This is a genomic window from Halovulum dunhuangense (assembly GCF_013093415.1).
GTDB lineage: Bacteria > Pseudomonadota > Alphaproteobacteria > Rhodobacterales > Rhodobacteraceae > Halovulum > Halovulum dunhuangense.
Genome location: NZ_JABFBC010000002.1, coordinates 465971 through 491387, shown reverse-complemented (window position 1 = coordinate 491387; position 25417 = coordinate 465971). Strand labels below are relative to the sequence as shown.

Genomic DNA, 25417 nt, shown 5'->3' with positions numbered 1-25417 from the left:
TTACCCACATCTCGACCCCCGAAAGATCATGAACCAGGGGCGGAAGACAGGGTCGCGCGCGTGATACTGTAGGAGTCTAGGTTACCTATTATTCTATATAATAATTATACCCCTCTCCAGGCTGCGCGGCAGCGCAGCCTGGAGAGGGGTATATATTGTTACTTTATATATGGAGTATAATGTTTTTAGATAACCACAAGATATATGTCAATCATCATAATAAATACCCCACTCCAACAGGAGCCTCATTCAGAAACGCTACGCGTTTCCTCATGGCTCCTGTTGGAGTGGGGGTACCTAATATTATGGATATGAGTCCTCTCTCCACGCGCGCGCGAGGCATTTTCCAAGGCTTGCAGGTGAGCTTGTCCGTTCCTGGTTCCGGGGGTCCCGAGAGGTGTTCCGGCAGCAAAGCACAGCCTGAGCCATGGTCGTCGATTGTGACCCCGGGATCCTCGGCCGTCATCTCTCGTCCCGGTCGATGGCGGCCCCGAATTGATCAACAGGCGAGGGAGGTGGTGGTCAGCGTCCGGGAAGCCTGTCGGATCAGGGCTTGGATCAGCGCGGTTCGTTCGATGAGCCATCGAGGGTAACAAGGACGCGCATGGAATGGGCCCCCTGGTTCTCGGTAAGGGGCGTTCGATGCCAAGGCGCCGGTCGATCTGTATTCGCCATCGGAGGACCATGCCGATCCAGGAAGCCCATCCCGCAGCCAGCCGCTGAGAGCGCAGTGGACGGGCGATACTGATTTTGGCTACGCGACTGTCTCCATGGACCGGAAGGCCGCTCAGCGGGCCGCTCCGAGTCTCTGAGCTGCGTCATGGGCCGAGGTCTGGGCCTTGGGCCGGAGATGCAGTCGTTCTAGGCCCCACGGCATGGACAGTTCTCGACCGGCCTGCTTGGTGGGCAACACATCGACTGAACAGCTCGGCAGGTCCGTGCTTTTGAATAGGCGCGCTGGTCGGTACCGCCTACGAGCACAGACACTTTCTATCCCTAAAACATGGGAGTAGCGCGAGAGTGAAACGCGGTGCGCACTCCCAGCACAAGGCCCTGATACGGGTCAGGGTTTAGGGGAGACACTTCTCGGGGAAAATGTTCCGGAGTTTTAGGCGGGGCAAGAACCCGAGCCTGGACATGGGGGACATCACCTGGATCCAGAAGCGCCTGGAGGAGCTGGGGGACCAGGCCGAGGCCCGGAAGATCGCCATGGCGAAGATGGCGACGCAGACCGACCACATGGCCAGCGCCGAGGCACCCTATGCCCATGGCGAGGAGACGACCGAGAGCAACGATCCCCTGGCCTACCAGGAGATTGCCGACCGGCTGAACGCTCTCGCGCGGGAAGCCTACCTCGAGATCCGGAAGGGCAAGGAGGCGAAGGCAGCTCAGCCGGCAGTGCAGAAGCCCACCAAGGCGCTGGAGGCGTTCATCTCGAAGCGCGGTGAAGACGTGGAAGGGCATCCGGGAGTGAAGAAGCTCCAGGGCACGGCGCTCCTGAACCATCTGCGCAACGACCCCGATGCGAGCAAGGATCAGATCTCCCTGGTTCGCCGTCTGGTGGACCGGCAGATCCTCGATGGGGCGACCTACTATTTCGGGACCGAGGAAGCCATGGCGGGACTGCGCCGGGAGCTGACGCCGGGGACTGCCAGCCAGCCCCTGGGCCTGGGCGCCTACTCGACCAATGCCGGGGGCGTGGTCTTCATCGCCAACACCGCGCCCGAGACCGTGCTGCACGAGATGCTGCACTCCCACACCTGGCGGATCCTGCGGGACTTCTACGACGATCCTCGCACGGTGGAGCCCTATGCCCGGGATGCGATCCGGCGGCTCGAGAGCCTGATGGAGAAGACCCGGGGCCTGAACATCGCGGGCAGCGATGCGCTGCGCACGATCCAGGGAGAGCTGACCAGGCTCGAGGACAAGCCCGCCCAGCAGATGAGCGAGTTCCTCAGCTGGATGCTTGCGAACCAGGAGCTGATCGAGATCGGGCGGAAGAAGCGGGCCTACCTGCCGCTGACTGATCTGATCCGCAAGGGCCTCGAGGCGCTCAAGCAGCTCCTGGGGATCAAGCGGGGACCGGGCGACAGCCTGTTCACCAACATCCGGTTCAACACCGAGATCCTGCTCGCCACACCACAGCGAAGCGAAGCATCCCGGCAGAATGCCCAGACCGAGACGCTGCTCCAGCAGGTCTAACCGCATGACCAGAGGCTCGAGGTGATCGAGAAGAAGTTCGGGGCCCGGATCATCGCGCATCTGAACGCGCTTCGGATCGAGGGCAGCAGGGCCAATGAGCGCAAGGCCGACATGGTCGTGAAGCTGCGCGAGAACGCCCGTCGTTCCGTGGAGCTGGCCAAGGCTGCGGGCTACAAGCTCGATGCCCGTCAGGCCGCAGCCTTCGAGGCGGTCCATGTGGCGATGATGTCGGGCATGAAGCTCGATGCAGCGCTGATGCGGCGTGCGAACGATGTCTACGGCCAGGTGGTGCGGGATCTGCGGGCGGAGAACTTCCTGCCCGAGAACCACGGACCGAACGCCTATGACGAGGCGGTGGAGAAGGTCCGCTTCCTGTTCGACGCCGACGGGTTCCGCAAGGATGCAGATCGCTCGGATCTGCTGGCGACCTTCGTGGCGCTGGCCCAGACCGAGGACAGCCTGCGCGATGTGCTGACCGACATGCCCGCCCCCGAGGTGGTGAGCCTCGAGCGGGAGAACGTCGACGGGGTGGTCCGCAGCCTGCTCAACTCCCTGGTTCAGCTGATCACGCATTTCTCGTTCAGCCCCAAGCGCCGTGCGGCAAGTGCGCGCCAGGAGCTGGATGCGCTCTCGGATGCACTCTCCGAGATCCAGGGCGAGCGGCGCTTCATCGCGTCCACCAAGATCCTGGCAGGCGTGGAGCAGGCCAACGAGTTCCTGGCCGACCAGCTCAAGTCGGGATCCGAGAAGCTGGCCGGGAAGGCGTCCCAGCGGCGCGAGAGGGCCCAGAGAGCCGGCAGGCGGCGGCAGGAGGGTGCATGGGGCATCGCGCAGATGGTGGCAGGCCTGGGATCCAGGGAGGCCACTGAGGGCGCCGGAGACTGGCTCACGACGGGGCTGAACAAGCAGGAGGGCTGGAACAGCCTGATGGCAGCCGTGCGGGATCTGCGGGGCATGACGGCCTCGAACAGGGATCTGCTGCGGATGATCAACCCGGTGAAGGCCCAGATCGACGCCATGCGGCAGCGGTTCCGTGAGGATGTACCGGCCGAGCTGGCCAAGCGGTTCAGCCGGGAGCTCTCTTCGGAGGAGTGGAGCGAGATGTACCAGGCGATTGCCAAGGCCGATCTGCTGGCCATTGGCCGGCGCCGGGCGATGGACCTGATGAAGGATCCTTCGAAGCTCGACCAGGAGATCTCGACGGCCGAGGAGAAGGTCTCGAAGCTGGGAGGCAAGTTCGCCAACCGCTACCAGGAGAAGGCCAAGGCTCTCGCGCGCTTCATGGTGCAGGGCGAGATCATCTCCGAGAACCTGCTACGCAACGCCCATGCCATCGCCCATCTCTATGGCGAGGAGAAAGGATTGAAGCCGGACCAGGCCACGATCAAGGCGATCGACGAGCTGACCAGCCTTTATGCCTACGAGCTGCTCGAGGAGGGCACCCGCTCGATGATGAGCGAGCTGGCGAGCCAGGAAGAGGCAGGCATGGCAGCCGTGGCCGGGATGGTGTTCGAGACCCGGGCATCCGAGACCAAGCGCCGGGACCGGCACGGTATGGTCAACGAGGTCGCCCAGAACAACGGCTGGAAGGGTTACATCCCGTCGGTGGTGACCGAGGGCGCCGAGGTGATCGTGGCCGATGACCGGGATTACGACGACCTGGTGCGTCGTGGATACGAGCGGATCGGGGACTTCAAGGGCGACCGGAACGAGGGCTACCGCGGCAAGCGGGGCTACTACCAGACCAGCGTGGGCGGGAAGAACGCCTTCCGCCAGGGGATTGCCCAGACGGTGCATGAGACCTGGCAGGGGGTGGATGCCCGGACGGGACAGAGCCAGACCCGGAACACCGGGGGCATGATCGAGCAGGCCCAGGCGGAAGCCGTTGCCGATGCGGTGCGGAAGGCAGGATCCAGGATCAAGAACGCCCTGCCGCCGGCCGGAAATGGGGATCGATTGGTCGTTGATGGGGGGCAGTTTGCGCTACCACGCAGGCGTCTGATCACCTCTGGCATCGCATGTATGGATCTGAGATTTCGGGGGCTGACCGGCCTTTAGGCTGTCTCAGGTGCGTTTCGGGGTCTGAACATCACCATCGCCTTTAGGGATAGAAAATGCGCATCCCACTCCGATGCTGTCCCCAGCGGACCAATCCACCCCGTTTGGGGATAGTTGAGGCGTCCCTCAGCGCCAAAGAACTCCCTAAAAGGTCGGGAGTGAGAGAGTAGCGAACTCGTAGTGAACTCTGTTCGCACTCAGGTCTGGTTTTTGTCAGCACGTTTCCAGCCAAGGTTAGCTTCTCATGGGGATCCATGCCGAGACGGCCGCGACAAGGCACGGCGTGACAGTGGCCAGAAATGGGACCGTATACTTCACACCCGGAACCGGGGGCGCCCTTCCCGGAAAGACGGGTAAAATCCAAGCGCCCCGAGGTTTCTGCGGGTTAGCTTGCAGCCCGGTCAAGCACTTCTTCTGCCCACTGGTTCAGGCTCTTGCCCGAGAGCTCGGCGGCCAGCGCGGCCTTGCGGTGAACCTCGGGGCTGACCCGGAACATGACTTGCCCCGAATAGGTCTTCTGCGGTTCCTTGCCGATCCTGACGCAGGTGTCGATATAGTCATCGACAGCCTCATGGAAGGCTTCGCGCAGCCCTTCCACGGTATCGGCATGAAAGCCCACCCCGTCACGGATACCGGCAATCCGGCCAGTGAAAATCCCGTCTTCGTCGTCATACTCGATGCGGGCAGCATAGCCCTTGTAGGTCATGGTGTTGGTCATGGTCTAACCTCGATCCGTTCCAGAAATTCGCGGGCATCGCGCACCTGGTATCGCTTCGCTTCCTTCGCGGGGTGCGGGCGGTGGAACGTCGCTACCTCGCCATCCTTTTCGAACCGCACCCGTGACCCCCGCCCTTCGATCAGCCGTGCACCGGCCGCCAGCAGCAGGCTCTCGACTGCCGCCCATTCGATGGTGCCTGACACTGGGTCGGTGAAAACGGCGGCAAGGGTCTTGCGGTGCTTGCTATTCATCTGGGCAGGGTAGGGTTTGATAGCGAAAATTGCAAGCATTACGGCGGGTGCTCGCACATGAGCGCCAGGCAATTTCAGGTCACCCCAGGCTCCGCGCATGCTGGGCAACGGTTATCGTGCCGAAATTGATATGCTCGGTGAGACAACTTGGTGGTGGGGGGCTGGCGACATCGGTGTGCGCACGAGACCTGAAGTCCGGAGATGACCGATCCCCCTCAAGTAAATGATTTGGGGCAAAACGTTTTCATCCCATTGACTTCGGATAAATTATATTCATGCTAAGGTGACTTTGAAGAAAGAGTGGATCAGATGACCCCGACGGAATTTGTTGCTGGCCTCGCTGAAGTCATGGGTGTCGAGAAGACCGAGCTCGCGACGGTCGATCGTGCGCTCGCGAAGCGGGGCTTCCGGACACTTGCGAGAGGCCGGTCCCGTCCTGACATCACCTTGCAGGAGGGTTTGCAGATTGCATTTGCATGGGCCGGAGCGAAGCACGTCACCACGGCCGCTGATGAAGTGGAAAGATTGCAGCGCTTTTTCCTCGTGACTGTCGTGCAGGGCGGGCTCTTTGAAGGTGGGGAAGAAACCGTAAAAGCTGACAAGTATTTTCGAGAAGTTTTCGGAGCCGATCCGCGTGATCTGAACGGCATGGGGTTCCTCGATGTGCTTGCCATTGCTGCGCGTAGCCTAGGGACCGGAAAAGTTCCGGAGAAGAGCATGCAGGTTATCATCACGAAAGGCGGGATGGTCGGACTGTCGTACCAGCGGGATCAGAAACGTCCGCAGCTGAGATTTGCCGAGGGGGGTAAATTCGAGTTCCGGCAGCAGCCGAATGTCCGGGTGACCTTTGAGATCTCGGGCGCTGTTCTGAAGTGGATCTTCGATGTCACGGAAGGTGCTTGATGCCACGCCCGTCATTGCCCAAGGCGACTGAAATCGCCGAGATCGCAAAGGTTCTGCGCGCAGAGGGTTTCACCTCCATATGCATCGAGACGGCCACTGACGGTCGTGTCTCGATCACTGCGGGAGAGACCGACCTCGGATCAGAGATGACGCCGCTTGAGACCTGGCAGGCAAAGCGTGGCCCTGCCTAAAGGCGTTCACCGCGTCAGGCGGCGTCTCGCCAGCGGAAAGAGCCGGTTCCACTTCTATGCCTGGCGCGGAGGGCCGAAGTTCTGGGTCGACGACTTCAAGACACCAAGGGATCCGGATTTTCATCTTGCTTTCGCGGACGCGATCAAGCGCCCGAAGCCCAAGGCGCTCATGACGCCAGCGCTCGTGGACCTGTTCCTCTCAAGCGCTGCCCGCGCAAAGGCTGCGCGTTCCTTCGAGGATCAGCAGAAATGGCTTCTCCGTTTTGCCGCTCACTTCAAGGACGCTCCCGCCGTCATCTTTGAGGAGCGCGGCTCGCGCAGCGAAGTGAACCAGTGGAGAGCGCAATGGAAGCATTCGCCCAAGCAGCATGACATGGCCGGCACCCACGCAGCGCGGGTTCTGAACTGGGCTGTAGAGGAGGGGCACCTGTCGGAGCACCACTGCCACAGGTTGCCAAAGCTCTACGGCGTCGATCGTTCCGAGGTCGTCTGGACACCTTCGGATCGGGAGGCGATCGATGCGATTGCTCCTGATTGGATCAAGCGGCTGCTCTGCGTGGCTTGCGAGACCGGCCTGCGCCCGGGTGATCTGGTCAAGCTGACGATGGCCTCGGTCGAGCGGACCCCTCAAGGCCGACGGCTCAGGGTCCGAACCAGCAAGCGTGGCCGGATCGCACATATCCCGATCACACCGGCCCTTGCCGAAGTGATCGACGCCACGCCCTCGGGGCGACTGCTGATCCTGACGAATGCGAGCGGCGGGCAGCTTACCGAACACCGCGCCTCCGAAGGTTTGCGGCAATGGCGAGACAAGGCGGGGCTGAGCCAGGAGTTGCGGTTGCAGGATTGTCGAGGGACGGCAGCAACACGCCTGCTGAATGCCGGGCTGAGCCTGTCAGAAATCGCCAGTCACATGGGCTGGTCGCTACGGCATGCCGCCAACGTCATCGAGCATTACGCGCGCGTCTCGCCCGGTGAATCGGACGCTGTCCTGGTCAAGCTCGCACAGGCAAAAGGGGCCGGAACGTGAACAGGGTTGTAAACGCACCTGTAAACGGCGCGGTTTCGCGCAACCCTGATCTTTCGCAAGTGCTTGAAAGGAAATGGAGGCGACGACCGGAATCGAACCGGTGTACACGGATTTGCAATCCGCTGCGTAACCACTCCGCCACGTCGCCTTCGGGCAAGCGTTTATGCCCAAGGCGGACGCAGGTCAATGCGAAAGCAGGGCCGCCGCGGCCCGGCGTTGCCCAGCCCGGCCGAATGTGGCAAGACGACGCCGACCCAAGCCGTGCAGGAAATGCCCGATGACCGATTTCGCCAAAGCCCGCACCATGATGGTGGACTGCCAGGTTCGTCCCTCCGACGTCACGCGCTACCCCATCATCGACGCCATGCTGCATGTCCGGCGTGAAGAGTTCGTGCCCCCCGCGCTCCGGCCCGTCGCCTATGCGGGCGAGCATGTGCCGCTGGCGCCGGGGCGGGTTCTGCTGGATGCGCGCGTCTTCGCCAAGATGCTGGACGCGCTGGAGGTGGGGCCCTCTGACCTGGTGCTCGACGTGGGCTGCGGCCTGGGCTACTCGGCCGCGGTGCTGGCGCATATGGCCGAGGCGGTGATCGCCATCGAATCCGACCCCGCCATGGCGGCAGAGGCGGCAGAGATCCTTGCCCGTGAGGGCGCCGACAACGCCGTCGTAACCGAGGCGCCGCTTGCCGGCGGCGACGCCCCGCACGGGCCGTTCGATGTCATCATCATCGAGGGTGGCGTGGAACAGCTGCCCGAAACCCTGACCGCCCAGTTGAAGGAGGGCGGCCGGATCGCCGCGATCTTCGTGTCGGGCACGGCCGGCCAGGTGCGCATCGGCGTGAAATCCGCCACCGGCATTGCGTGGCGTCATGCTTTCGATGCAACAGCGCCGGTATTAGAGGGGTTCGAGAAGGCACCGAGCTTCCAGTTCTGAGCCTCCGTTGTTGATCCGCCGGGGCGAGACACCTACGATCGCGGCGGGCAGGAGAGGTTTGCAAAAATGAATACGATCCGCGATTTCAGAGTGCTGGCCTCCGGCGCGGCCCTCTGGCTGCTGGCCGGCCTTGCCGGGCCTGTCGCCGCCCAGAGCCTGACAGAGACGCTGGTGACCACCTACCAGTCGAGCCCGGTGCTCGAAAGCCAGCGCGCCGCGCTGCGCGGCACCGACGAAGGCGTCGCCCAGGCGCGGGCCCTCAGGCGGCCGTCGATCGACCTCGAGGCTTCCGTCGGCCTCGACGCTTCGCGCGACAACGACTGGGATCTGGCCGACAGCTATACCGCCGGGCTGTCCGCGTCGCTCAGGCTTTACGATCACGGCCAGAGCGCTGCCGCGATCGAATCGGCAAAGGCGAATGTCGCCTCGACCCGGGCCGTCTTGCGCAACGTCGAACAGCAGGTGCTTCTGGCCGCGGTCGCGGCCTTCATGGATATCCGCCGCGACCAGCAGCAGGTGACGACCGCACGCAACAACGTGAGCGTGCTTGAAAGCCAGGTGCAGGCGACGCGCGACCGTTTCGACCTGGGCGAGGTGACGCGCACCGACGTAAGCCTGGCCGAGGCGCGCCTCGCCCTCGCGCAGGCAAATCTTGCCGCCGTGCAGGGCAACCTGCAATCCGCGCTCGAGCGATATCAGGCCGTGGTGGGCAGCCCTGCCACCAGCCTGCAATCCCCGCCGCCGCTGCCCAGCCTGCCGGCCAGCCTGGCCGAGGCGGAGTCCATCGCGATGCGCTCGCACCCATCGCTCGAAGCCGCGCGCTTCGCACAGACCGCGGCCGAGTTCGACCTGGTGCGCGCGCGCGCGTCCCGGGGGCCCAGCGTGAACCTGACTGGCGGGCTTGGGATTTCAAACACCGACAATCAGCTTGGCCAGAACGAGGACATCGATCTGCGCCTCGGGCTTGGCGCCAACGTGCCGCTCTATCGCGGCGGACAGCTCAGCTCGGTGGTGCGGCAGGCCGAGGCGGCGGTGGACCGCGCCAAGTTCGACGTGCAGGACACCGCGCGCACGATCCGCCAGAACGCCGCCATCGCCTGGTCGAACATTGCTGTCGCCCGCGCCACCATCGTTGCCAACCGCGAGGAAGTGCGCGCCGCGCGGATCGCCTTCGAGGGGGTCAGCGAAGAGGCCAGCCTCGGCGCGCGCACCACGCTCGACGTGCTCGACCTCGAACAGGATCTTCGCAACGCCGAGTTCCGGCTCGCGGCCAGCCAGCGTGACGAGTATGTGGCCGTGTATCAGCTTCTGTCCGCCATGGGGCTTCTGAGTGTCGATTACCTGAACCTGGGTATTCCGACCTATGAGCCGGACATCAATTACAACCGCGTCCAGAACGCGCCCTACAGCACTGTGGAAGGCTCTATCCTGGACAAGCTGCGCGACCGCTACGGCCGCTGAGGCGCCGTCGTCGCGCCCTCGCGAGGCAACTGGATGAACGACACTCCCAACGCGCCCGACACGGACGACGATGAACTGCTGAACACCATCCGCATGATGGTGCAGGAGGAAGCTGCGCGCGAGCCGCCGGTCCGGCCCGCCTATTTCCCGGCCCAGGAGGCAGCGTCCGAGACGCCTGCGCCCCCTCCTCAGACGGCGCAGCCGCAGGGTTCGGGCCCGCTTGTGCTGGGCGCGATGGCCCGCGTCGACGGCCCGACCAGGGCAGCGGAACCGCCGCGTGGTCCCGCCGCCCCCATCTATGACGAAGAGGCGCTGCGCCGGATCGTGTCCGAGCTGGTCCGCGACGAGTTCGACCAGATCATGGGAGAGGCGCTCGATCATCGCATCCGCCAACTGGCCCGGCGGGAACTGTCCACGCTGCTTGCCCGCGCGCGCGGCGAGAACGGCTGAGTCCCGCGACAAAGGATGAACACGCCCGCGCATCTGATCTTCGGCGCGGCGCTGTTCGCGCGCCCCGGCCAGCCGCGGGTGAACATCGCGGCGCTGGCGGGGTCATTGACGCCGGACCTGTCGCTCTACCTGCTCGTCGCCTGGGAGATGCTGAAGCGAACGCCCACGCAGGTCATCTTCGGGCAACTCTACTTCTCGCCGGAATGGCAGGCGATCTTTGCCGTGGACAATTCCTTCTTCGTCTGGGGCGGGTTTCTGATCCTCGGCGCGCTTTTGCGCTCGCCGGCGGCCATCGCCTTCGCGGGTGCGGGGCTGCTGCATCTGGCCTTCGACTTCCCGCTGCACCATGACGACGGGCGGCCGCATTTCTGGCCGCTGACCATGTGGGTGTTCGAAAGCCCGCTCAGCTACTGGGACAGCCGCGCCCATGGCGACATCGTCGGCGCCATCGAGATCCTGGCCTGCCTTGCCCTTCTGGTGCTGCTCTGGCGCCGGTTCCAGGCCTGGCCCGCAAGGCTCGCCATCGCCGGGACGGGGACAGGGCTTGCCGGCCCGACGGTGCTGTTCGGGATGATGTTCTAGGAAAGCGTCCGGGTCATGTAGGCGCTGTTCGGATCCTCGGGGTAGTCGCCGAAGCGCGCGCAGGGCACGAACCCTTCCGAGGCGTAGAGCGCGCGGGCAGGGGCATACGCCGCCATCGATCCCGTTTCCAGCCAGAGCCGCGCGATCCCCATGGCCCGCGCCTCGGCCACCAGATGCCGCAGCATGACCCGCGCAAGCCCGCGCCCGCGGGCGGTTTCCGTCACATGCATCGACTTCACTTCCGCCTCGCGCCCACCGATACGGCGCAACGCACCCATGCCGAGAATATGGCCGCCGTCTTCGATCACGAAGAAATCGACCTCCGGTGCCGACAGGCCGCCCGCATCCAGCGCGAACACGCTGTCGGTCGGCGTATGCGCATGGGCATGGGCGTGGTGCGCCGCGATCAGCGCGGCGGCGCCCGGCTCGTCCGGGCGCCCGCGCCTGACCCCCGGGCTCACTCGGCGGCCATCTTCGGGGCCGCGTCCTGCAACCAGCCCCACATCCGCAGCGGCGTCAGCGGCATGTCCACCCGGTGCACGCCTTCCGCCCATACCGCGTCCAGCGCGGCATTGGTCACTGCGGCCATGGCGCCGACGGTCCCGGCCTCCCCGCAGCCCTTCATGCCGATCTCGTTGGTGGTGGTGGGGATCAACTCGGTATGAAAGGCGATGCCGGGCATGTCATAGGCGCGCGGCATGGCATAATCCATGAAGGTGCCGGTCAGCAGCTGGCCGCTTTCGTCATAGACGACATGCTCGCACATCGCCTGGCCCAGCCCCTGCGCCACGCCGCCATGCACCTGGCCCTCGACGATCATCGGGTTCATCAGCACCCCGAAATCGTCGACCACGGTATATTTCACGCATTGCGTGATGCCGGTGTCGGGGTCCACCTCCACTTCCGCGAAATGCGCGCCGTAGGGAAAGGCGCCCGCTCGGATCCGATGCTCGTGATCGGTCACCAGCAGGTCGGTCTTGCCCTTGGCCCGCGCGATGTCCGCCAGATCCATCAGCCCGATCGAACGGTCGGTCCCCGCGACCGAGAACACGCCGTCCTCGAACACGATGTCGGGGCTTGCCACCTCCAGCTCTTCCTCGGCCAGCGCCTTGAACTTGCGGATCATCAGGTCCGAGGTGGCGTTGATCGAATTGCCCTGCGTCGTGCCCGAGCGCGAGCCGCCGGTCCCGCCGCCATGCGCGATCAGGTCGCTGTCGCCCTGGATATAGCGGATCTTCTCGAAGGGGATGCCGGCGCGTTCATGCAGCATCTGCGCGAACACCGTCTCGTGGCCCTGGCCGTTCGACTGGGTGCCAGCGTAAAGGTTCACCATCCCGTCCTCGGCGAATTCGATCTTGGTGGACTCGTTCTTCGCGCCAAGGATCGACTCGATGTAGAAGGACAGGCCCAGCCCACGCAGCTTGCCGCGCCTGGCGGACTCGGCGCGCCGCGCGGCAAAGCCCGCCACGTCGGCCTCCTGGATCGCGCGGTCCAGCACCCGGTTGAAATCGCCCACGTCATAGGTCTCGCCCGAGAAGCTGCGATAGGGGAACTGCTCGCGCTTCACGAAGTTCAGGCGCCGCAGCTCGATCGGATCGACACCCAGCTCGCGGGCCGAGGTGTCCATCAGCCGCTCGATCACATAGATCGCCTCGGGCCGGCCGGCGCCGCGATAGGCGTCGATCTGGGTGGTGTTGGTATAGACCCCCTTCACGCCGAAGAAGCCCACCTGCACGTCGTAGACGCCCGTCACCACCTTCAGCGCCAGCTTGGACTGGATCGACTGCCCCTCGGCCGAGTTGTAGGCGCCCAGGTTCGACACCGACTGGATCCGCACCGCCTGCAACCTGTGATCCGCGTCGAAGGCGGCCTCGGCCACGGTCACCACGTCGCGCCCGCCATTGTCCGTCAGCATCGACTCGCCGCGTTCGGCCATCCAGCGGACCGGGCGGTCCAGCTCGCGCGCGGCGAAACTGACGACGAACTGCTCGGGGTAGTCCATCCCCTTCATGCCGAACCCGCCGCCCACATCGGGCGTCGTCACGCGCACATCCGCGGGGTCCATGCCCAGCTTTCCGGCCAGCGCGTCGCGGGTGCCCCAGACACCCTGGCCGTTCACCGCATGGTGCAGGCGGCCATCGACCATCTCCGAAAAGCAGCCCCGCGGTTCCATCGCGTTGCAGATGATGCGGTTGTCCACCAGCTCCAGCCGAACGGTGCGGGCAGCGGCGGCAAAGGCCGCATCGGTCGCCTCGGCATCGCCGTAATGCCAATCATAGGCCAGGTTGTCGGGCGCCTCGGGGTGGATGGTCGGGCCACCCACCGCCGTTTCCAGGTGCACCGGCAGGCTGTCGAACTCGGCCAGGATCGCCTCGACCCCGTCAAGCGCCGCGGCCCGCGTCTCGGCCACCACGGCCGCGATCGCCTCGCCGGCGAAGCGCACCCGGTCCTCGGCCAGCATCGGCCGCCGGGGCGCCGCCCCGCGCCCGCCGCCGGGCAGGGCCAGCGTGCCGAAATCCATCGCGTTCTCGAGCTTCCCCTCCAGGTCGGCGGCGGTATAGACCGCCACCACCCCCGGCACAGCCCGCGCGCCCGACACGTCGAGCGCGGTGATCACCCCATGCGCCACGGGCGCGCGGAAGAACGCCATGTGCAGCGCGCCTTCGGGTGCGATGTCGTCGATGTAGCGCCCGGCGCCGGTCAGGAACCGGACATCTTCCCTGCGCTTCGCCGGCTGGTGGATTCCGAACTGTTTCATCATCGTGTCCCCAAAACGCGTTGCCTCGCCCGGGACCATAGACCCCGCCGCCCGAAGGTAAAGCCCCGGCCGACCGCCTCAGCCGGCGCGGGGGCCGACATCGCCCTCCCAGACCGGGGCAAGACGGCCCGCGGGATCGGCATAGACATGGACCTGCGTGCCCGGCGGGAACTGCACGATCCGCGCCTCTGCCATCGGCAGCGACTTGCCGGTGTCGTGCTTCTCGTCGCGCCAGACCAGCCGGTGATAGCGCACCCGGTTCTTCTTCATCCGCGCATCCTCGTGTGCGAACACCTCGGCCGTCCGCCGCTCGCCGGTCTCGCGCACCCGGATCGCGGCGCGGGCGCGGCGCCAGACCCGCTCGAACCAGAGCCCGCCGCCGACAAGACCGATTACCGACAGGATCTTGCCGATCAGCACCGCCTGCGCCGTCGATCCGGGCTCAAGCTCGTTCACCGTGGGGTCCACGCTCCAGACCCTCAGCGGCAGGGTGTCGCCGGCATTGACCGCGTTGTAGAAGCCGATGCTCACCGCCTCCGAGCCGCTGTAGCTGCGCGTCTCGTGGCCGAAGTCGAAATCGACGTGGTAGCTGTAGCGCCGGTCGCCGTCGGAATCGCGCGTCTCCTCGATCCGCTTGCCGGTCACGACGGCGGTGGTGTCCGCCCCCTCGCGTTCCAGCCGCTCGATCTTGCGGCCCTCGAACATGGCGATGGCCCCGAAGATGATGGCGGGCACGATGGCGATCAGCGTCAGCAGAACGCCGAACTTCCGCAGCATGCGCCACAGCGACACCGGCGCGCGCTCTATCAGCGGGTCGCGGGAAGTCTGGTCCATCGGCGTCTCCGTCGGTGAAGGTATCCCCACCCTTTTCCTAGCCGGGCCCTTTCGTTATGGGAAGTGCAACGCTTACAGCCCGATCGAGGATTGCCACGATGGCCATGGAAAAGACTTTCGACGCCGGTGCCTCCGAGGCCGCCATCGCAGCCGCCTGGGACAGGGCCGGCGCCTTCCGTGCCGGCGCGAACGCGAAGCCCGGCGCCGAGACGTTCTGCATCATGATCCCGCCGCCCAACGTGACCGGCAGCCTGCACATGGGGCACGCGTTCAACAACACGTTGCAGGACATCCTGACGCGCTGGCACCGCATGCAGGGGCATGACACGCTCTGGCAGCCCGGCACCGACCATGCCGGCATCGCCACCCAGATGGTGGTGGAACGGGAACTGGCCAAGGAAGGCAAGCCCGGCCGCCGCGAGATGGGGCGCGACGCCTTCGTCGCCCGGGTGTGGGAGCAGAAGAAGAAATCCCGCGGCAACATCCGCGGCCAGCTCGAACGCCTCGGCGCGTCGTGCGACTGGAGCCGCGAAGCCTTCACCATGGGCGGCGCGCCGGGCGACCCCGAGGCGGGCTCGGGCGCGCCCAACTTCCATGACGCGGTGCTGAAGGTCTTCGTCGAGCTTTACAACAAGGGCATCATCTATCGCGGCAAGCGGCTGGTGAACTGGGATCCGCATTTCGAGACTGCGATCTCGGACCTGGAGGTCGAGCAGGTCGAGGTGGACGGCAACCTCTGGCGGTTGCGCTACCAGCTGATGGACGGCGCGACCTACCAGCACCCCGTCGAGTGGGACGAGGATGGCAACGTCACCGCCACCGAGACCCGCGATTACCTGGTCGTCGCCACCACCCGGCCCGAGACGATGCTGGGCGATACCGGCGTCGCCGTGCATCCCGATGATGCGCGCTATGCGCATCTGGTGGGCAAGACCGTGCGCCTGCCGCTGACGGGCCGCGTCGTGCCCATCGTAGCCGACGACTACGCCGACCCCGAAAAGGGCACCGGCGCCGTCAAGATGACGCCCGCGCACGATTTCAACGACTGGGCCGTGGGCCAGCGGCAGAACCTGCGTGTCATCAACGTGATGGGCACGCGGGCGCAGATCGACCTCGAGGTGGACCCCGGCTTCCGCGAGGGGATGGACGACGACACCTTCGCCACGCTGAAGGAACGCTTCCACGGGCGCGACCGCTACGAGGTGCGCGATGCCATCATCACCATCGCGGGGCAGGAGGGTTGGCTCGACGGGATCGATCCCGACCGCCACATGGTCCCGCATGGCGACCGCTCCAAGGTGGCGATCGAGCCGCTCCTGACCGACCAGTGGTTCGTGGACACGAAGCAGGTCGTCCAGCCCGCCATCGACGCGGTGCGCGACGGCCGGACCCGGATCCTGCCCGAGCAGCACGAGAAGGTCTATTACCACTGGCTCGAGAACATCGAGCCCTGGTGCATCTCGCGCCAGCTCTGGTGGGGGCACCAGATCCCTGTGTGGTACGACGACCAGGGCACCCCCTATTGCGCCATGTCCGAGGACGAGGCGCGCAGTATGGCCGGCGGCAAGGCGCTCACCCGCGACCCCGACGTTCTCGACACCTGGTTCTCCTCCGGCCTCTGGCCCATCGGCACGCTGGGCTGGCCCGAACAGACCGAGGAGCTGAAGCGCTATTTCCCCACCGACGTCCTTGTGACCGGCTTCGACATCATCTTCTTCTGGGTGGCCCGGATGATGATGATGCAGCTCGAATTGGTGAAGGAAGTGCCCTTTCACACCGTCTATGTACATGCGCTGGTCCGGGACGAGAAGGGCAAGAAGATGTCCAAGTCCCTTGGCAACGTCCTCGATCCCCTTGAACTGATCGACGAATACGGCGCCGACGCCGTTCGCTTCACCCTGACCGCCATGGCCGCGATGGGCCGTGACCTGAAGCTTTCGACCGCCCGGATCCAGGGCTATCGCAACTTCGGCACGAAGCTCTGGAATGCCGCGCGTTTCGCGGAAATGAACGAATGTTCCCCGCAGCCCGATTTCGATCCGAAATCCTGCACCGCGACCGTCAACCGCTGGATCGTCGGCGAGACCGCCCGCGTGCGCGAGTCCGTGGACGAGGCGTTGACCGCCTTCCGTTTCAACGACGCGGCCAACGCGCTTTACGCGCATGTCTGGGGCAAGGTCTGCGACTGGTATGTCGAATTCGCCAAGCCCCTGCTGCAATCGGATGACGCGGCGCTGGTGGCCGAGACGCGGGCGACCATGGCCTGGGCCATCGACCAGTGCCTGATCCTGCTGCACCCGATCATGCCCTTCATCACCGAACAGCTGTGGGGCGATATCGCGCCCCGGGCGAAGATGCTGGTCCATGCCGATTGGCCCACCTACACCGCGTCCCAACTGGCCGACGCCGAGGCGGATGCCGAGATGGGCTGGGTGATCGGCCTTATCGAGGATATCCGCTCGGTCCGGGCCGAGACGCGCGTGCCCGTGGGCGCGAAGGTGCCGCTGATCCAGCTCGACCTGGATGCCGCCGGGCAGGCCGCCCTTGCCCGCAACCGCGCGCTGATCGAACGCCTTGCGCGGGTGTCCGAGTTCCAGACCGCCGCCGCTGCCCCCAAGGGCGCCGTGACCCTGCCGGTTCCCGGCGGCACCTTCTGCCTGCCGCTCGCCGACGTCATCGACCTCGACGAGGAACGCGCGCGGCTGGAAAAGGCGCTGGGCAAGCTGCAAAAGGAAATGGGCGGGCTCAAGGCCAAGCTCTCGAACGAGAAGTTCGTCGCCAACGCCCCCGAGGAGGTGGTGGACGAGGCCCGCGCCCGGCTGGAGGAACTGGAGGCGGACGAGGCCAAGTTGAACGCCGCGGGCGCACGGCTTGCGGCGCTTGCCTGAACCCCGAACCGAAGGAGGGCCCGCCATGAGCCCGCGCTACACCGATGTCGTCGCAGCCCTGCCCGCAACCGTGCCCTTCGTCGGGCCCGAGCAGCAGGAACGCGCGATGGGCCGGCCCTTTGCAGCGCGGCTGGGCGCGAATGAAAGCGTGTTCGGCCCCGCCCCCGAGGCCATCGCCGCTATGGAACGGGCCGCGGCGCAGGTCTGGAAATACGGGGACGCCGAAAGCTTCGAGCTGCGCGCCGAACTTGCCGCCCTGCACGGCGTGGGGATGGAGAACATCGTGATCGGTGCCGGGATCGACGGGCTTCTGGGCACGCTGGTGCGCCTGCTGGTGGCGCCCGGCACGCCGGTCGTGACCTCGCGCGGGGCGTACCCGACCTTCAACTACCATGTCGCGGGCTCGGGCGGCGCGCTTCACGCCGTGCCCTACCGCGACGATGCCGAGGATCCCGACGCGTTGCTCGATGCGGTGCGCCAGACCCGCGCGCCGCTGGTCTATTTCTGCAACCCCGACAACCCGATGGGCAGCTGGCATGGGGCCGCCCGGGTGCAGGCCTTCATCGATGCGCTGCCCGAGGACACGGTCCTCTGCCTCGACGAGGCCTATGCCGATTTCGCGCCCCCGGACACGCTGCCCGCGATGGACGTGTCGCGCCCCAACGTGATCCGGATGCGCACCTTTTCCAAGGCGCATGGCATGGCCGGCGCGCGCATCGGCTATGCCATCGCCCATCAGGATCTGATCGCCGCCCATGCCCGGATCCGCGACCATTTCGGCGTCAACCTGGTTGCGCAGGCTGGCGCGCTGGCCTCGCTCCGCGCGCCCGACTGGCTGGCGCAGGTGGTGGCGCAGGTGGCCGACGCGCGGGCGCGGATGGCGGATATCGCCGCCGGGAACGGCCTGCGCGCGCTGCCATCGGCCACGAATTTCGTGACCATCGACTGCGGCCGCGACGGCGCCCATGCCACGGCGGTGCGCGACGGGCTGGTGGCGCGCGGCATCTTCGTGCGCATGCCCTTCGCCGCGCCGGAGAATCGCTGCATCCGCGTCAGCGCCGGGCGGCCCGAGGATCTTGACGCCTTTGCCGCCGCCCTGCGCGAGACGCTGCGCGACCTAGGCTGACGCCACCCGCGCCATCGTCTCGGATGCCACGCGCAGCGCCCCCCCGCCATGCGGGATGCCCAGCGCCTTCAGCCCGGCATCGATGGTCGCCAGCGTGCCCAGCAGCATCGGCGGGTTCAGATGCCCCATATGCCCGATGCGGAAGATCGAATCGCCCGGCGGCGATTTCGCCCCGCCCATGCCAAGCCCCAGCCCCAGCGTCACGCCGGCCCGATCCTCGCACCAGCGCCTCAGCCGCTCGGCCTCTCCGGGGCCGGTCTGTATGGTCGTTACCGCGACCGATCGGTGCGCGGGGTCCGGCACGTTCAGCCGGATCGACCCCGTCTCGCCCCAGACATCGACCGCCGACCACACCGTCTGCGCCATCGCCTCGTGGCGGGACCAGACATTCTCCAGCCCCTCCTCCTCGAGGATCATCGTCAGCGCCTCGTGCAGGCCATAGACGTGATGCGTGGGCGCCGTGCCGCAGAAGTTCTGGTAGTACATCGCGGGATGAAAGCGTGGCAGCCAGTCGAAATAGGGCGATACCCGCGTCATGGTCTGGCGCCGCGCAAGCGCGCGATCATTGGCAAAGGCAAAGGACATGCCCGGCGGCGTCATCAGCCCCTTCTGGCAGCCGGCCACCATCACGTCCACGCCCCAGGCGTCCATCTCGAAGCGGGCGCAGGCCAGGCTCGCGATGCAGTCCACCATGAACAGCGCGTCATGCCCCGCGGCCCGGATCGCCGCCCCCAGCGCCGCGATGTCGTTGTTCACCGAAGTGGATGTGTCGGTCTGCGTCGTCAGCACCGCCCGGATCCGCCCATCGGTGTCGGCGCGCAGCCGCGCCTCCAGCCGGGCCGGATCGGCGGCGGCTTCCGTGCCGCAATCGAGAAGCTCCACCTCGATGCCGAGCGCGCGCGCCATCTCGGACCAGCCCAGCGCGAAGCGGCCGTTGACCAGCACCAGCGCCAGGTCGCCGGGTTCCAGCACGTTCACCAGCGCCCCCTCCCAGGCGGCGTGGCCGTTGCCGATATACATGGCCACATGCCCGTCGGTGCGGGCGACCCGGCGCAGGTTGCGCGACACCTCGGCCGTCATCTCGATCAGCGGCCCCTCGTAGATGTTGGGCGCGGCGCGATGCATGGCGCGCAGCACGCGGTCGGGAAGGATCGAGGGGCCGGGGATGGCGCGCAGCGGGCGGCCGTGGGCAAGGGTCATGGCAGGGAGACTCCGTTCGTCAACCGGCCGGACAATAGGCCTTTTGTCGGCGCTGCCAATGCCAATATCGGCCGCAGGCCGGGGGGTGACAGCGCCGCCGCGCCCCCCTATGTCGAGGGACGGGAGGCGCACATGATCGAGGCATTTCACGCAACCGACCGGGCCGTGCTCAGGGTGGCGGGTCCGGACCACCGCAAGTTCCTGCAGGACCTGGTCACCAACGACATCCGCCAGCTGTCGCGAGGGGCTGTCTACGCGGCCCTTCTGACGCCGCAGGGCAAGTACCTGGCCGATTTCCTGATCGTCCCCGGGGGCGATGAGTCGGTGCTTCTGGACTGCGACGCAGCCCAGGCGCAGGACCTGGCGCGGCGGCTGTCCATGTACCGGCTGCGCGCAAAGGTCACGATCGAGGAAACCGCGCTCCGGGTCGTTCAGCTCTGGGGCGAGGGGACGCCGCCAGAGGGCGCCATCGCCGATCCGCGCGACGCAAGCCTCGGCTGGCGGCTTTACGGGCCGGACCCGCAGGCGCTGATGGCGGGGCTTGCGCCCGGCGATCCGGTGGCCTGGGACGCGCTGCGCATCGAACGCGGCGTGCCGGCCTCGGGGCGCGACCTGGTCGCCAATGACAGCTACATCCTCGAGTCGGGCTTCGACCGGCTGAACGGGGTGGATTTCCGCAAGGGCTGCTATGTCGGGCAGGAAGTCACCGCCCGGATGCGCCACAAGACGGAACTCCGCAAGGGGCTGGTCCGCGTCCGGGTAGAGGGAGCCGCCCCACCGCCCGGGACCGAGATCCTGCGCGATGGCAAGCGGGTCGGCACGCTCCATTCCACCGCGAACGGCATCGGCCTTGCGCATCTGCGCTTCGACCGCATGGGCGAGGGGATGGCAGCGGGCGACGCCCGCATCCACCCGATCGGGGATTAACGCTCGCGCACCGTTTCGGCGAGACGGTTGAACAGCGGCTCGTTGGCGGCGACCACGCCGCCATCCTCCACCGGATAGGTGTCGGGGGTGAAGCCGTCGATCATGCCGCCCGCCTCGCGCACCAGCAGAACGCCGGCGGCCATGTCCCAGGCCTGGATGCCCATTTCCCAGTAGCCGTCGTAGCGCCCGGCCGCCACATAGGCCAGGTCGAGCGACGCCGCCCCCCAGCGCCGGATACCGGCGCATTGCGGGCTGAGGCGCGCCAGCTGCCTGAGAAAGGTCGGCAGGTTCGGGTTCGCCGCAAAGGGCACGCCGGTCGCGAACACCGCCGCGGTCATGTCGCGGCGGTCCGACACCCGCATCCGGCGGTCGTTCATCCAGGCGCCCGCGCCCTTTTCGGCGGTGAACATCTCGTCCTTGATCGGGTCGTAGACCACGGCGGCGACGATCTGGCCCTTGTGCTCAAGTGCGATGGACACGGCCCAGTGCGGCATGCCGTGCAGGAAGTTGGTGGTCCCGTCCAGCGGATCGACGATCCAGCGCCGGGTCGGGTCGGTCCCGTCGGAGGCGCCCGTCTCCTCGCCCAGCCAGCCGTAATTCGGCCGCGCCTCGGTCAGTTCGGCGCGGATGATCTGTTCCGCCTTGATGTCGGCGCGGCTGACGAAATCGCCCGCGCTTTTCGAAGAGACCTGAAGGTTCTCGACCTCGCCGAAGTCGCGCACGAGCGAGCGTCCCGCCTTGCGCGCGGCCTTGATCATTATGTTGAGATTCGCCGATGCGATTGTCATGGTGGTCCCGCTGTCCGTTTCGCGCCTCTCTTATGCCTTCGGGCGCAAAAGGCCAAGCCGACATGCAGGAGACAATTGACGCAATGCATTTTCAATGACTGACCCAGCCGACGATGGCGCCCCGATCCTGAACCTCCGGCTGTTGTCCACGACCGACCTACACGGCCACATCACCGCCTGGGACTACTTTGCCGACCGCGCGACCGACCGCCACGGGCTGGTCCGGACCGCTTCCCTGCTCGATGCCGCCCGCGCCGGGGCGCCGCAGGGCAACGTGCTGGTGGTGGATTGCGGCGATTTCCTGCAAGGCAACCCGCTGGGCGACCTGGTGGCCGAGGATCCTGCCCGGTTGGACAGCGGCCCGCACCCGGTGATCGCCGCGATGAACGCCGCCGGGATCGAGGTGGCGACGCTCGGCAATCACGATTTCAACTTCGGGCTGGAGTTTCTGGACCGCTGCCTTGCGGGTGCGGATTTCCCGGTGGTGACGGCGAATGTCGTACGGGACCCGCTGGCCGCCGATCCGTTGGCAGACACCCATCTGATCCCGCCTTTCGCGATGCTGGAGAAGGCGTTGACCGATACGGCGGGGGCAGAGCACCTGTTGACCATCGGCGTGCTGGGGCTGTGCCCGACGCAGATCATGGGCTGGGATCACCGGCTGCTTGCGGGTCGGGTCGACGCGCGCGACATGCGCGAGACGCTTGCCGCCTGGGCGCCTGAACTGCGGGCACGAGGGGCGGACCTGGTCGTGGTGCTGGCCCATTGCGGCATCAACCCCGAGCCCTATCGCCCGGGGATGGAGCAGGCGGCGCTGCATCTGGCGTCCGTGCCGGGGGTGGACGTGATCATTTGCGGCCACCAGCACCAGGTCTTTCCGGGGCCGGACTTCGCGGATGTGCCCGGTGCCGATCCGGAGGCCGGAACGCTGAACGGCACGCCGGCCGTGATGGCGGGGGCCTTCGGCTCGCATCTGGGGGTGCTGGACCTGCGCCTGGAACGGGGCCCGCAGGGGTGGCGTATCGCGGGGCAGCGGGCCGAGGCGCGGCCGATCTTCATGGACCGCCCGAGGGTCGCAGACGCGCCCGGGATCCGTGCCGTGGTCGCGGACGCGCACCGCCAAACCCTTGATCTGATGTCGGAATCCGTGGGTCACACGCCCGCGCCGGTCACGACCCATTTCGCGATGGTCGCCGATTGCGCGGCGGTGCAGGTGGTGACGCGGGCGCAGGCGGAGTTTGTCCGGAGGGAACTGGCGGGGACGGAGTGGGAGGGGGTGCCGGTGCTGTCGGTCAGCTCTCCGTTCAAGGCGGGGGGCGGGAGCTATACGGCCATACCGGCGGGGCCGGTGGCGCTGCGGGATGTGGCGGACCTGTATCTTTACCCCAACGCGGCGACGGCGCTGCTGATGACCGGGGAACAGGTGTCGGAATGGCTGGAACGGGCGGCGGCGATCTTCCGGCAGGTGGCGCCGGGGGCGCGCGATGCGGCGCTGATCGACCCCGCGCATCACACCTACAATTTCGACGTGATCGACGGCGTGACCTATGCGATCGACCTGAGCCAGCCCGCCCGCTATGACGCCGAGGGGCGTAGAAACGCAAATGAAAACAGGCGCATAAAAGATCTCTGCCATGATGGCCGGCCGGTCGCGCCGGGCGATCGCTTCGTGCTGGCAACCAACAGCTACCGGGCCGGGGGCGGGGGGAATTTCCCCGGCGCCGGGGTCGCGCCGCGGGTGATGGAGGCCTCGGTTTCCAACCGCGACATCCTGCTGGCCCATGTGCGCAGGACGGGCGGGATCGACCCGGCGACACGGCCGAACTGGCGCTTCCACCCCCTGCCCGGGACCAGCGTGAGCTTCGTTTCGAGCCCCGCGGCGGTGGCGGAACTGCCGCTTGCGGGCGGGCCCGAGATCGAGCCGGTCGGCCCCGATGCGGGGGGCGGAATGGTGTTCCGGCTGCGGCTTTAGGCGGTCTGGAAAACGTATGGCAAGCGTATGGCAGGCGTATGGCATCCGGCGATTTCCGGCGTTTCCGCCGGACCTGTCGAAAAAGCGATACACTTCGCCGACAGATTGGCGAACATGACGGAGAGCGCGCCCCGAGACGCGCGAAACAGGACCAGAGGGACCGACCCATGACCAGACTTCCCGCCCCCAGCCGCAGAGCGTTCCTTGCCAGTGCCGGCGCAGCCGGATCGCTGATCGCGCTGCACCCCTTCGCCGCCCGCGCGCAGGCGCGGCAGGCGCATCTGCGGATCATGGCCACCACCGACCTGCATGTGCATGTCTATCCCTACGACTACTACGGCGACCGGCCCAACGACACGATGGGACTGGCGCGCACCGCATCCATCATCGAGGCGATCCGGGCCGAGGCCGGCAACGCGATGCTGGTGGACAATGGCGACTTCCTTCAGGGCAACCCGATGGGCGACTACATCGCCTATGAGCGCGGCATGCGCGAGGGCGACATCCACCCGATCATCGCGGCGATGAACGTCCTGGGATACGAGGCCTCGACGCTGGGCAACCACGAGTTCAACTACGGGCTCGACTTCCTGTCCAAGGTGATCGCGGGGGCGAATTTCCCGGTCGTGTCGGCCAACGTGGTGCGCGGCGCGCTGGGCGCCACGGCGCGCGAGGACCAGACGCTGGTGCCGCCCTATGTGATCGTCGACCGCGAGATCGTGGACGGGGCGGGCAACGCGCACACGGTGCGGGTCGGGCTGATCGGTTTCTGCCCGCCGCAGATCATGACCTGGGACGCGCGCCACCTGGAGGGCAATGTCAGCGCCCGCGACATCCTGCTGGCGGCCCAGGGCTGGGTGCCGCAGATGCGCGAGGAGGGCGCCGACATCGTGGTGGCGCTGAGCCATTCGGGCATTTCCGCCGACCGGGTGCATGAGGGGATGGAGAACGCATCGCTCTACCTGGCCGGGATCGACGGGATCGATGCCATCGTCACCGGGCATCACCACCGGGTGTTCCCCGGCGACGGCTACGAGACCGGCGGCGGCATCGATACCGAGCGCGGCACGCTTCTGGGCAAGCCCGCGACGATGCCGGGTTTCTGGGGCTCGCACCTGGGGCTGATCGACCTGATGCTGGAACAGGATGGCGACGGCTGGCGGGTGATCGGGCACGAGGCCTCGGCCCGGCCGATCTATGAGCGGGTGGAGCGCGAGACGCGCCCGCTGGTCGAGGACGCGGCCCCGGTGCTGGCGGCGGTGGCCGCCACCCACCAGGAGACGCTGGATTATGTGCGCCGCGCGGTGGGCGAGACGGCCGCCCATCTGCACAGCTATTTCGCGCTGGTGGCCGACGATCCCTCGGTCCAGATCGTGAGCCAGGCGCAGACCTGGTACATCGAGCAGATGATGAGGGGCACCGAGTGGGAGGGCCTGCCGATCCTGTCCGCCGCCGCCCCCTTCAAGGCGGGTGGCCGGGGCGGGCCGGATTACTACACCGACGTGCCCCCGGGGCCGGTGGCGATCAAGAACGTGGCGGACCTGTACCTGTATCCCAACACGGTGATGGCGGTGGCGATCGACGGGGCGACCGTGCGCGAATGGCTGGAGCGCAGCGCCGGCATGTTCAACCAGGTGGATCCCGGCGCGCAGGACGCGGCGCTGCTGAACCCCGATTTCCCGTCCTACAATTTCGACGTGATCGACGGGGTCAGCTACCGCATCGACCTGAGCCAGCCCGCCCGCTACGACAACGAGGGCACTGTCGTGAACCCGGACGCGCACCGGATCGTGGACCTGAGCTGGAACGGCGCGCCGATCGATGATGCCCAGATGTTCGTGGTGGCGACCAACAACTACCGCGCGGGCGGCGGCGGCAGTTTTCCGGGCGCGGATGGATCCACCATCATCTTCGAGGGGCCGGACACCAACCGCGACGTGATCGTGCGCTACATCGTGGAGCAGGGCACCATCGACCCGGCGGCGGATGGCAACTGGAGCTTTGCGCCGATGCCCGGCACCACCGTGCTGTTCCAGACCGGACCGGCGGCGGCGGCCCATGCGGGCGCGGTCAGAAGCGTCGCGATCGAACCCGCGGGCGAGGGCGAAGGCGGCTTCGCGCTTTACCGCATGACGCTCTGACGCGCC

General features: G+C 66.6%; 20 protein-coding genes and 1 tRNA gene. 13 read left to right on the top strand and 8 right to left on the bottom strand.

Going from position 1 to position 25417, the window contains the following annotated elements; all coding sequences use genetic code 11:
• The first annotated feature begins 1095 nt into the window (after positions 1–1095).
• Both HMH01_RS13045 and HMH01_RS13040 read left to right on the top strand, forming a co-directional pair.
• Positions 1096–2202: a hypothetical protein gene (locus HMH01_RS13045; RefSeq protein ID WP_171326210.1), complete on the top strand. Its 1107-nt coding sequence runs from the start codon at positions 1096–1098 to the stop codon at positions 2200–2202.
• Positions 2203–2223: 21 nt separating this feature from the next.
• Positions 2224–4260: a hypothetical protein gene (locus HMH01_RS13040; RefSeq protein ID WP_171326209.1), complete on the top strand. Its 2037-nt coding sequence runs from the start codon at positions 2224–2226 to the stop codon at positions 4258–4260.
• A 385-nt stretch (positions 4261–4645) separates the two neighbouring features.
• Here HMH01_RS13040 and HMH01_RS13035 read toward each other — a convergent pair whose 3' ends face one another.
• A complete protein-coding gene (locus HMH01_RS13035; RefSeq protein WP_171326208.1) occupies positions 4646–4978 on the bottom strand; it encodes a type II toxin-antitoxin system HicB family antitoxin in 333 nt (110 codons plus the stop codon).
• A complete protein-coding gene (locus HMH01_RS13030) occupies positions 4975–5229 on the bottom strand; it encodes a type II toxin-antitoxin system HicA family toxin (protein WP_171326207.1) in 255 nt (84 codons plus the stop codon). Before HMH01_RS13030 ends, HMH01_RS13035 begins: the two co-directional genes overlap by 4 nt.
• A 309-nt stretch (positions 5230–5538) precedes the next feature.
• Here HMH01_RS13030 and HMH01_RS13025 point away from each other — a divergent pair, with 309 nt between their 5' ends.
• Positions 5539–6132, top strand: a complete 594-nt coding sequence (locus tag HMH01_RS13025; protein WP_171326206.1) for a hypothetical protein — start codon at positions 5539–5541, stop codon at positions 6130–6132.
• Positions 6133–6309: 177 nt separating this feature from the next.
• The gene (locus tag HMH01_RS13020; RefSeq protein ID WP_343035283.1) at positions 6310–7353 is read left to right on the top strand and encodes a tyrosine-type recombinase/integrase; all 1044 of its coding nucleotides are present in this window, start codon (positions 6310–6312) and stop codon (positions 7351–7353) included.
• Positions 7354–7427: 74 nt separating this feature from the next.
• Here the strand turns inward: HMH01_RS13020 and HMH01_RS13015 are convergent.
• Positions 7428–7501, bottom strand: a tRNA-Cys gene (locus HMH01_RS13015).
• Positions 7502–7630: 129 nt separating this feature from the next.
• Here HMH01_RS13015 and HMH01_RS13010 point away from each other — a divergent pair.
• From HMH01_RS13010 to HMH01_RS12995, 4 genes are all read left to right on the top strand, one after another.
• A complete protein-coding gene (locus HMH01_RS13010; protein ID WP_171326205.1) occupies positions 7631–8284 on the top strand; it encodes a protein-L-isoaspartate O-methyltransferase family protein in 654 nt (217 codons plus the stop codon).
• Positions 8285–8350: 66 nt separating this feature from the next.
• The gene (locus HMH01_RS13005) at positions 8351–9745 is read left to right on the top strand and encodes a TolC family outer membrane protein (protein WP_171326204.1); all 1395 of its coding nucleotides are present in this window, start codon (positions 8351–8353) and stop codon (positions 9743–9745) included.
• A gap of 33 nt (positions 9746–9778) precedes the next feature.
• On the top strand, positions 9779–10195 hold the full coding sequence (locus tag HMH01_RS13000) for a hypothetical protein (RefSeq protein ID WP_171326203.1): 417 nt from the start codon (positions 9779–9781) through the stop codon (positions 10193–10195).
• Positions 10196–10210: 15 nt separating this feature from the next.
• Positions 10211–10777 (top strand): cobalamin biosynthesis protein CobQ, encoded by a 567-nt coding sequence (locus HMH01_RS12995; RefSeq protein WP_171326202.1) that lies wholly within the window; start codon positions 10211–10213, stop codon positions 10775–10777.
• On the opposite strand, the gene HMH01_RS17965 is transcribed toward HMH01_RS12995, so the two are convergent.
• The 3 genes from HMH01_RS17965 to HMH01_RS12980 all read right to left on the bottom strand — a co-directional run bounded on the left by HMH01_RS17965 (position 10774) and on the right by HMH01_RS12980 (position 14369).
• A complete protein-coding gene (locus HMH01_RS17965; protein WP_171326201.1) occupies positions 10774–11238 on the bottom strand; it encodes a GNAT family N-acetyltransferase in 465 nt (154 codons plus the stop codon). The two genes, HMH01_RS12995 and HMH01_RS17965, sit on opposite strands and share 4 nt — an antisense overlap.
• Entirely contained in the window at positions 11235–13535 is a 2301-nt protein-coding gene (locus HMH01_RS12985; RefSeq protein WP_171326200.1) for a xanthine dehydrogenase family protein molybdopterin-binding subunit, read from the bottom strand. The genes HMH01_RS17965 and HMH01_RS12985 overlap by 4 nt, the downstream gene beginning before the upstream one ends.
• A gap of 78 nt (positions 13536–13613) precedes the next feature.
• The gene (locus HMH01_RS12980) at positions 13614–14369 is read right to left on the bottom strand and encodes a DUF3592 domain-containing protein (RefSeq protein ID WP_171326199.1); all 756 of its coding nucleotides are present in this window, start codon (positions 14367–14369) and stop codon (positions 13614–13616) included.
• 98 nt (positions 14370–14467) lie between these two features.
• Between HMH01_RS12980 and HMH01_RS12975 the strand changes: the two genes are divergently transcribed.
• A complete protein-coding gene (locus HMH01_RS12975; RefSeq protein ID WP_171326198.1) occupies positions 14468–17257 on the top strand; it encodes a valine--tRNA ligase in 2790 nt (929 codons plus the stop codon).
• A gap of 25 nt (positions 17258–17282) precedes the next feature.
• Positions 17283–18383, top strand: a complete 1101-nt coding sequence (locus HMH01_RS12970; protein ID WP_171326197.1) for a pyridoxal phosphate-dependent aminotransferase — start codon at positions 17283–17285, stop codon at positions 18381–18383.
• Here HMH01_RS12970 and HMH01_RS12965 read toward each other — a convergent pair.
• Positions 18375–19583: a pyridoxal-phosphate-dependent aminotransferase family protein gene (locus tag HMH01_RS12965; protein ID WP_171326196.1), complete on the bottom strand. Its 1209-nt coding sequence runs from the start codon at positions 19581–19583 to the stop codon at positions 18375–18377. The genes HMH01_RS12970 and HMH01_RS12965 overlap by 9 nt on opposite strands.
• A 132-nt stretch (positions 19584–19715) precedes the next feature.
• Between HMH01_RS12965 and ygfZ the strand changes: the two genes are divergently transcribed.
• A complete protein-coding gene (gene ygfZ / locus HMH01_RS12960) occupies positions 19716–20510 on the top strand; it encodes a CAF17-like 4Fe-4S cluster assembly/insertion protein YgfZ (RefSeq protein WP_171326195.1) in 795 nt (264 codons plus the stop codon).
• On the opposite strand, the gene HMH01_RS12955 is transcribed toward ygfZ, so the two are convergent.
• Positions 20507–21298: an inositol monophosphatase family protein gene (locus HMH01_RS12955; RefSeq protein ID WP_171326194.1), complete on the bottom strand. Its 792-nt coding sequence runs from the start codon at positions 21296–21298 to the stop codon at positions 20507–20509. The genes ygfZ and HMH01_RS12955 overlap by 4 nt on opposite strands.
• 94 nt (positions 21299–21392) lie before the next feature.
• Between HMH01_RS12955 and HMH01_RS12950 the strand changes: the two genes are divergently transcribed.
• Together HMH01_RS12950 and HMH01_RS12945 are read left to right on the top strand one after the other, a co-directional pair.
• Positions 21393–23270, top strand: a complete 1878-nt coding sequence (locus HMH01_RS12950) for a bifunctional 2',3'-cyclic-nucleotide 2'-phosphodiesterase/3'-nucleotidase (protein ID WP_171326193.1) — start codon at positions 21393–21395, stop codon at positions 23268–23270.
• A 167-nt stretch (positions 23271–23437) separates the two neighbouring features.
• Positions 23438–25411 (top strand): bifunctional 2',3'-cyclic-nucleotide 2'-phosphodiesterase/3'-nucleotidase, encoded by a 1974-nt coding sequence (locus HMH01_RS12945; protein ID WP_171326192.1) that lies wholly within the window; start codon positions 23438–23440, stop codon positions 25409–25411.
• Positions 25412–25417: the final 6 nt, after the last annotated feature.

What these genes read in the sequence shown, in the direction of transcription:
- HMH01_RS13045 (WP_171326210.1), top strand. Translation starts at nt 1,096, where the DNA reads ATGTTCCGGAGTTTTAGGCGGGGCAAGAACCCGAGCCTGGACATGGGG.
- HMH01_RS13035 (WP_171326208.1), bottom strand. Translation starts at nt 4,978, where the DNA reads ATGACCAACACCATGACCTACAAGGGCTATGCTGCCCGCATCGAGTAT.
- HMH01_RS13030 (WP_171326207.1), bottom strand. Translation starts at nt 5,229, where the DNA reads ATGAATAGCAAGCACCGCAAGACCCTTGCCGCCGTTTTCACCGACCCA.
- HMH01_RS13025 (WP_171326206.1), top strand. Translation starts at nt 5,539, where the DNA reads ATGACCCCGACGGAATTTGTTGCTGGCCTCGCTGAAGTCATGGGTGTC.
- HMH01_RS13010 (WP_171326205.1), top strand. Translation starts at nt 7,631, where the DNA reads ATGACCGATTTCGCCAAAGCCCGCACCATGATGGTGGACTGCCAGGTT.
- HMH01_RS13005 (WP_171326204.1), top strand. Translation starts at nt 8,351, where the DNA reads ATGAATACGATCCGCGATTTCAGAGTGCTGGCCTCCGGCGCGGCCCTC.
- HMH01_RS13000 (WP_171326203.1), top strand. Translation starts at nt 9,779, where the DNA reads ATGAACGACACTCCCAACGCGCCCGACACGGACGACGATGAACTGCTG.
- HMH01_RS12995 (WP_171326202.1), top strand. Translation starts at nt 10,211, where the DNA reads ATGAACACGCCCGCGCATCTGATCTTCGGCGCGGCGCTGTTCGCGCGC.
- HMH01_RS12985 (WP_171326200.1), bottom strand. Translation starts at nt 13,535, where the DNA reads ATGAAACAGTTCGGAATCCACCAGCCGGCGAAGCGCAGGGAAGATGTC.
- HMH01_RS12980 (WP_171326199.1), bottom strand. Translation starts at nt 14,369, where the DNA reads ATGGACCAGACTTCCCGCGACCCGCTGATAGAGCGCGCGCCGGTGTCG.
- HMH01_RS12975 (WP_171326198.1), top strand. Translation starts at nt 14,468, where the DNA reads ATGGCCATGGAAAAGACTTTCGACGCCGGTGCCTCCGAGGCCGCCATC.
- HMH01_RS12970 (WP_171326197.1), top strand. Translation starts at nt 17,283, where the DNA reads ATGAGCCCGCGCTACACCGATGTCGTCGCAGCCCTGCCCGCAACCGTG.
- HMH01_RS12965 (WP_171326196.1), bottom strand. Translation starts at nt 19,583, where the DNA reads ATGACCCTTGCCCACGGCCGCCCGCTGCGCGCCATCCCCGGCCCCTCG.
- ygfZ (WP_171326195.1), top strand. Translation starts at nt 19,716, where the DNA reads ATGATCGAGGCATTTCACGCAACCGACCGGGCCGTGCTCAGGGTGGCG.
- HMH01_RS12955 (WP_171326194.1), bottom strand. Translation starts at nt 21,298, where the DNA reads ATGACAATCGCATCGGCGAATCTCAACATAATGATCAAGGCCGCGCGC.
- HMH01_RS12950 (WP_171326193.1), top strand. Translation starts at nt 21,393, where the DNA reads ATGACTGACCCAGCCGACGATGGCGCCCCGATCCTGAACCTCCGGCTG.
- HMH01_RS12945 (WP_171326192.1), top strand. Translation starts at nt 23,438, where the DNA reads ATGACCAGACTTCCCGCCCCCAGCCGCAGAGCGTTCCTTGCCAGTGCC.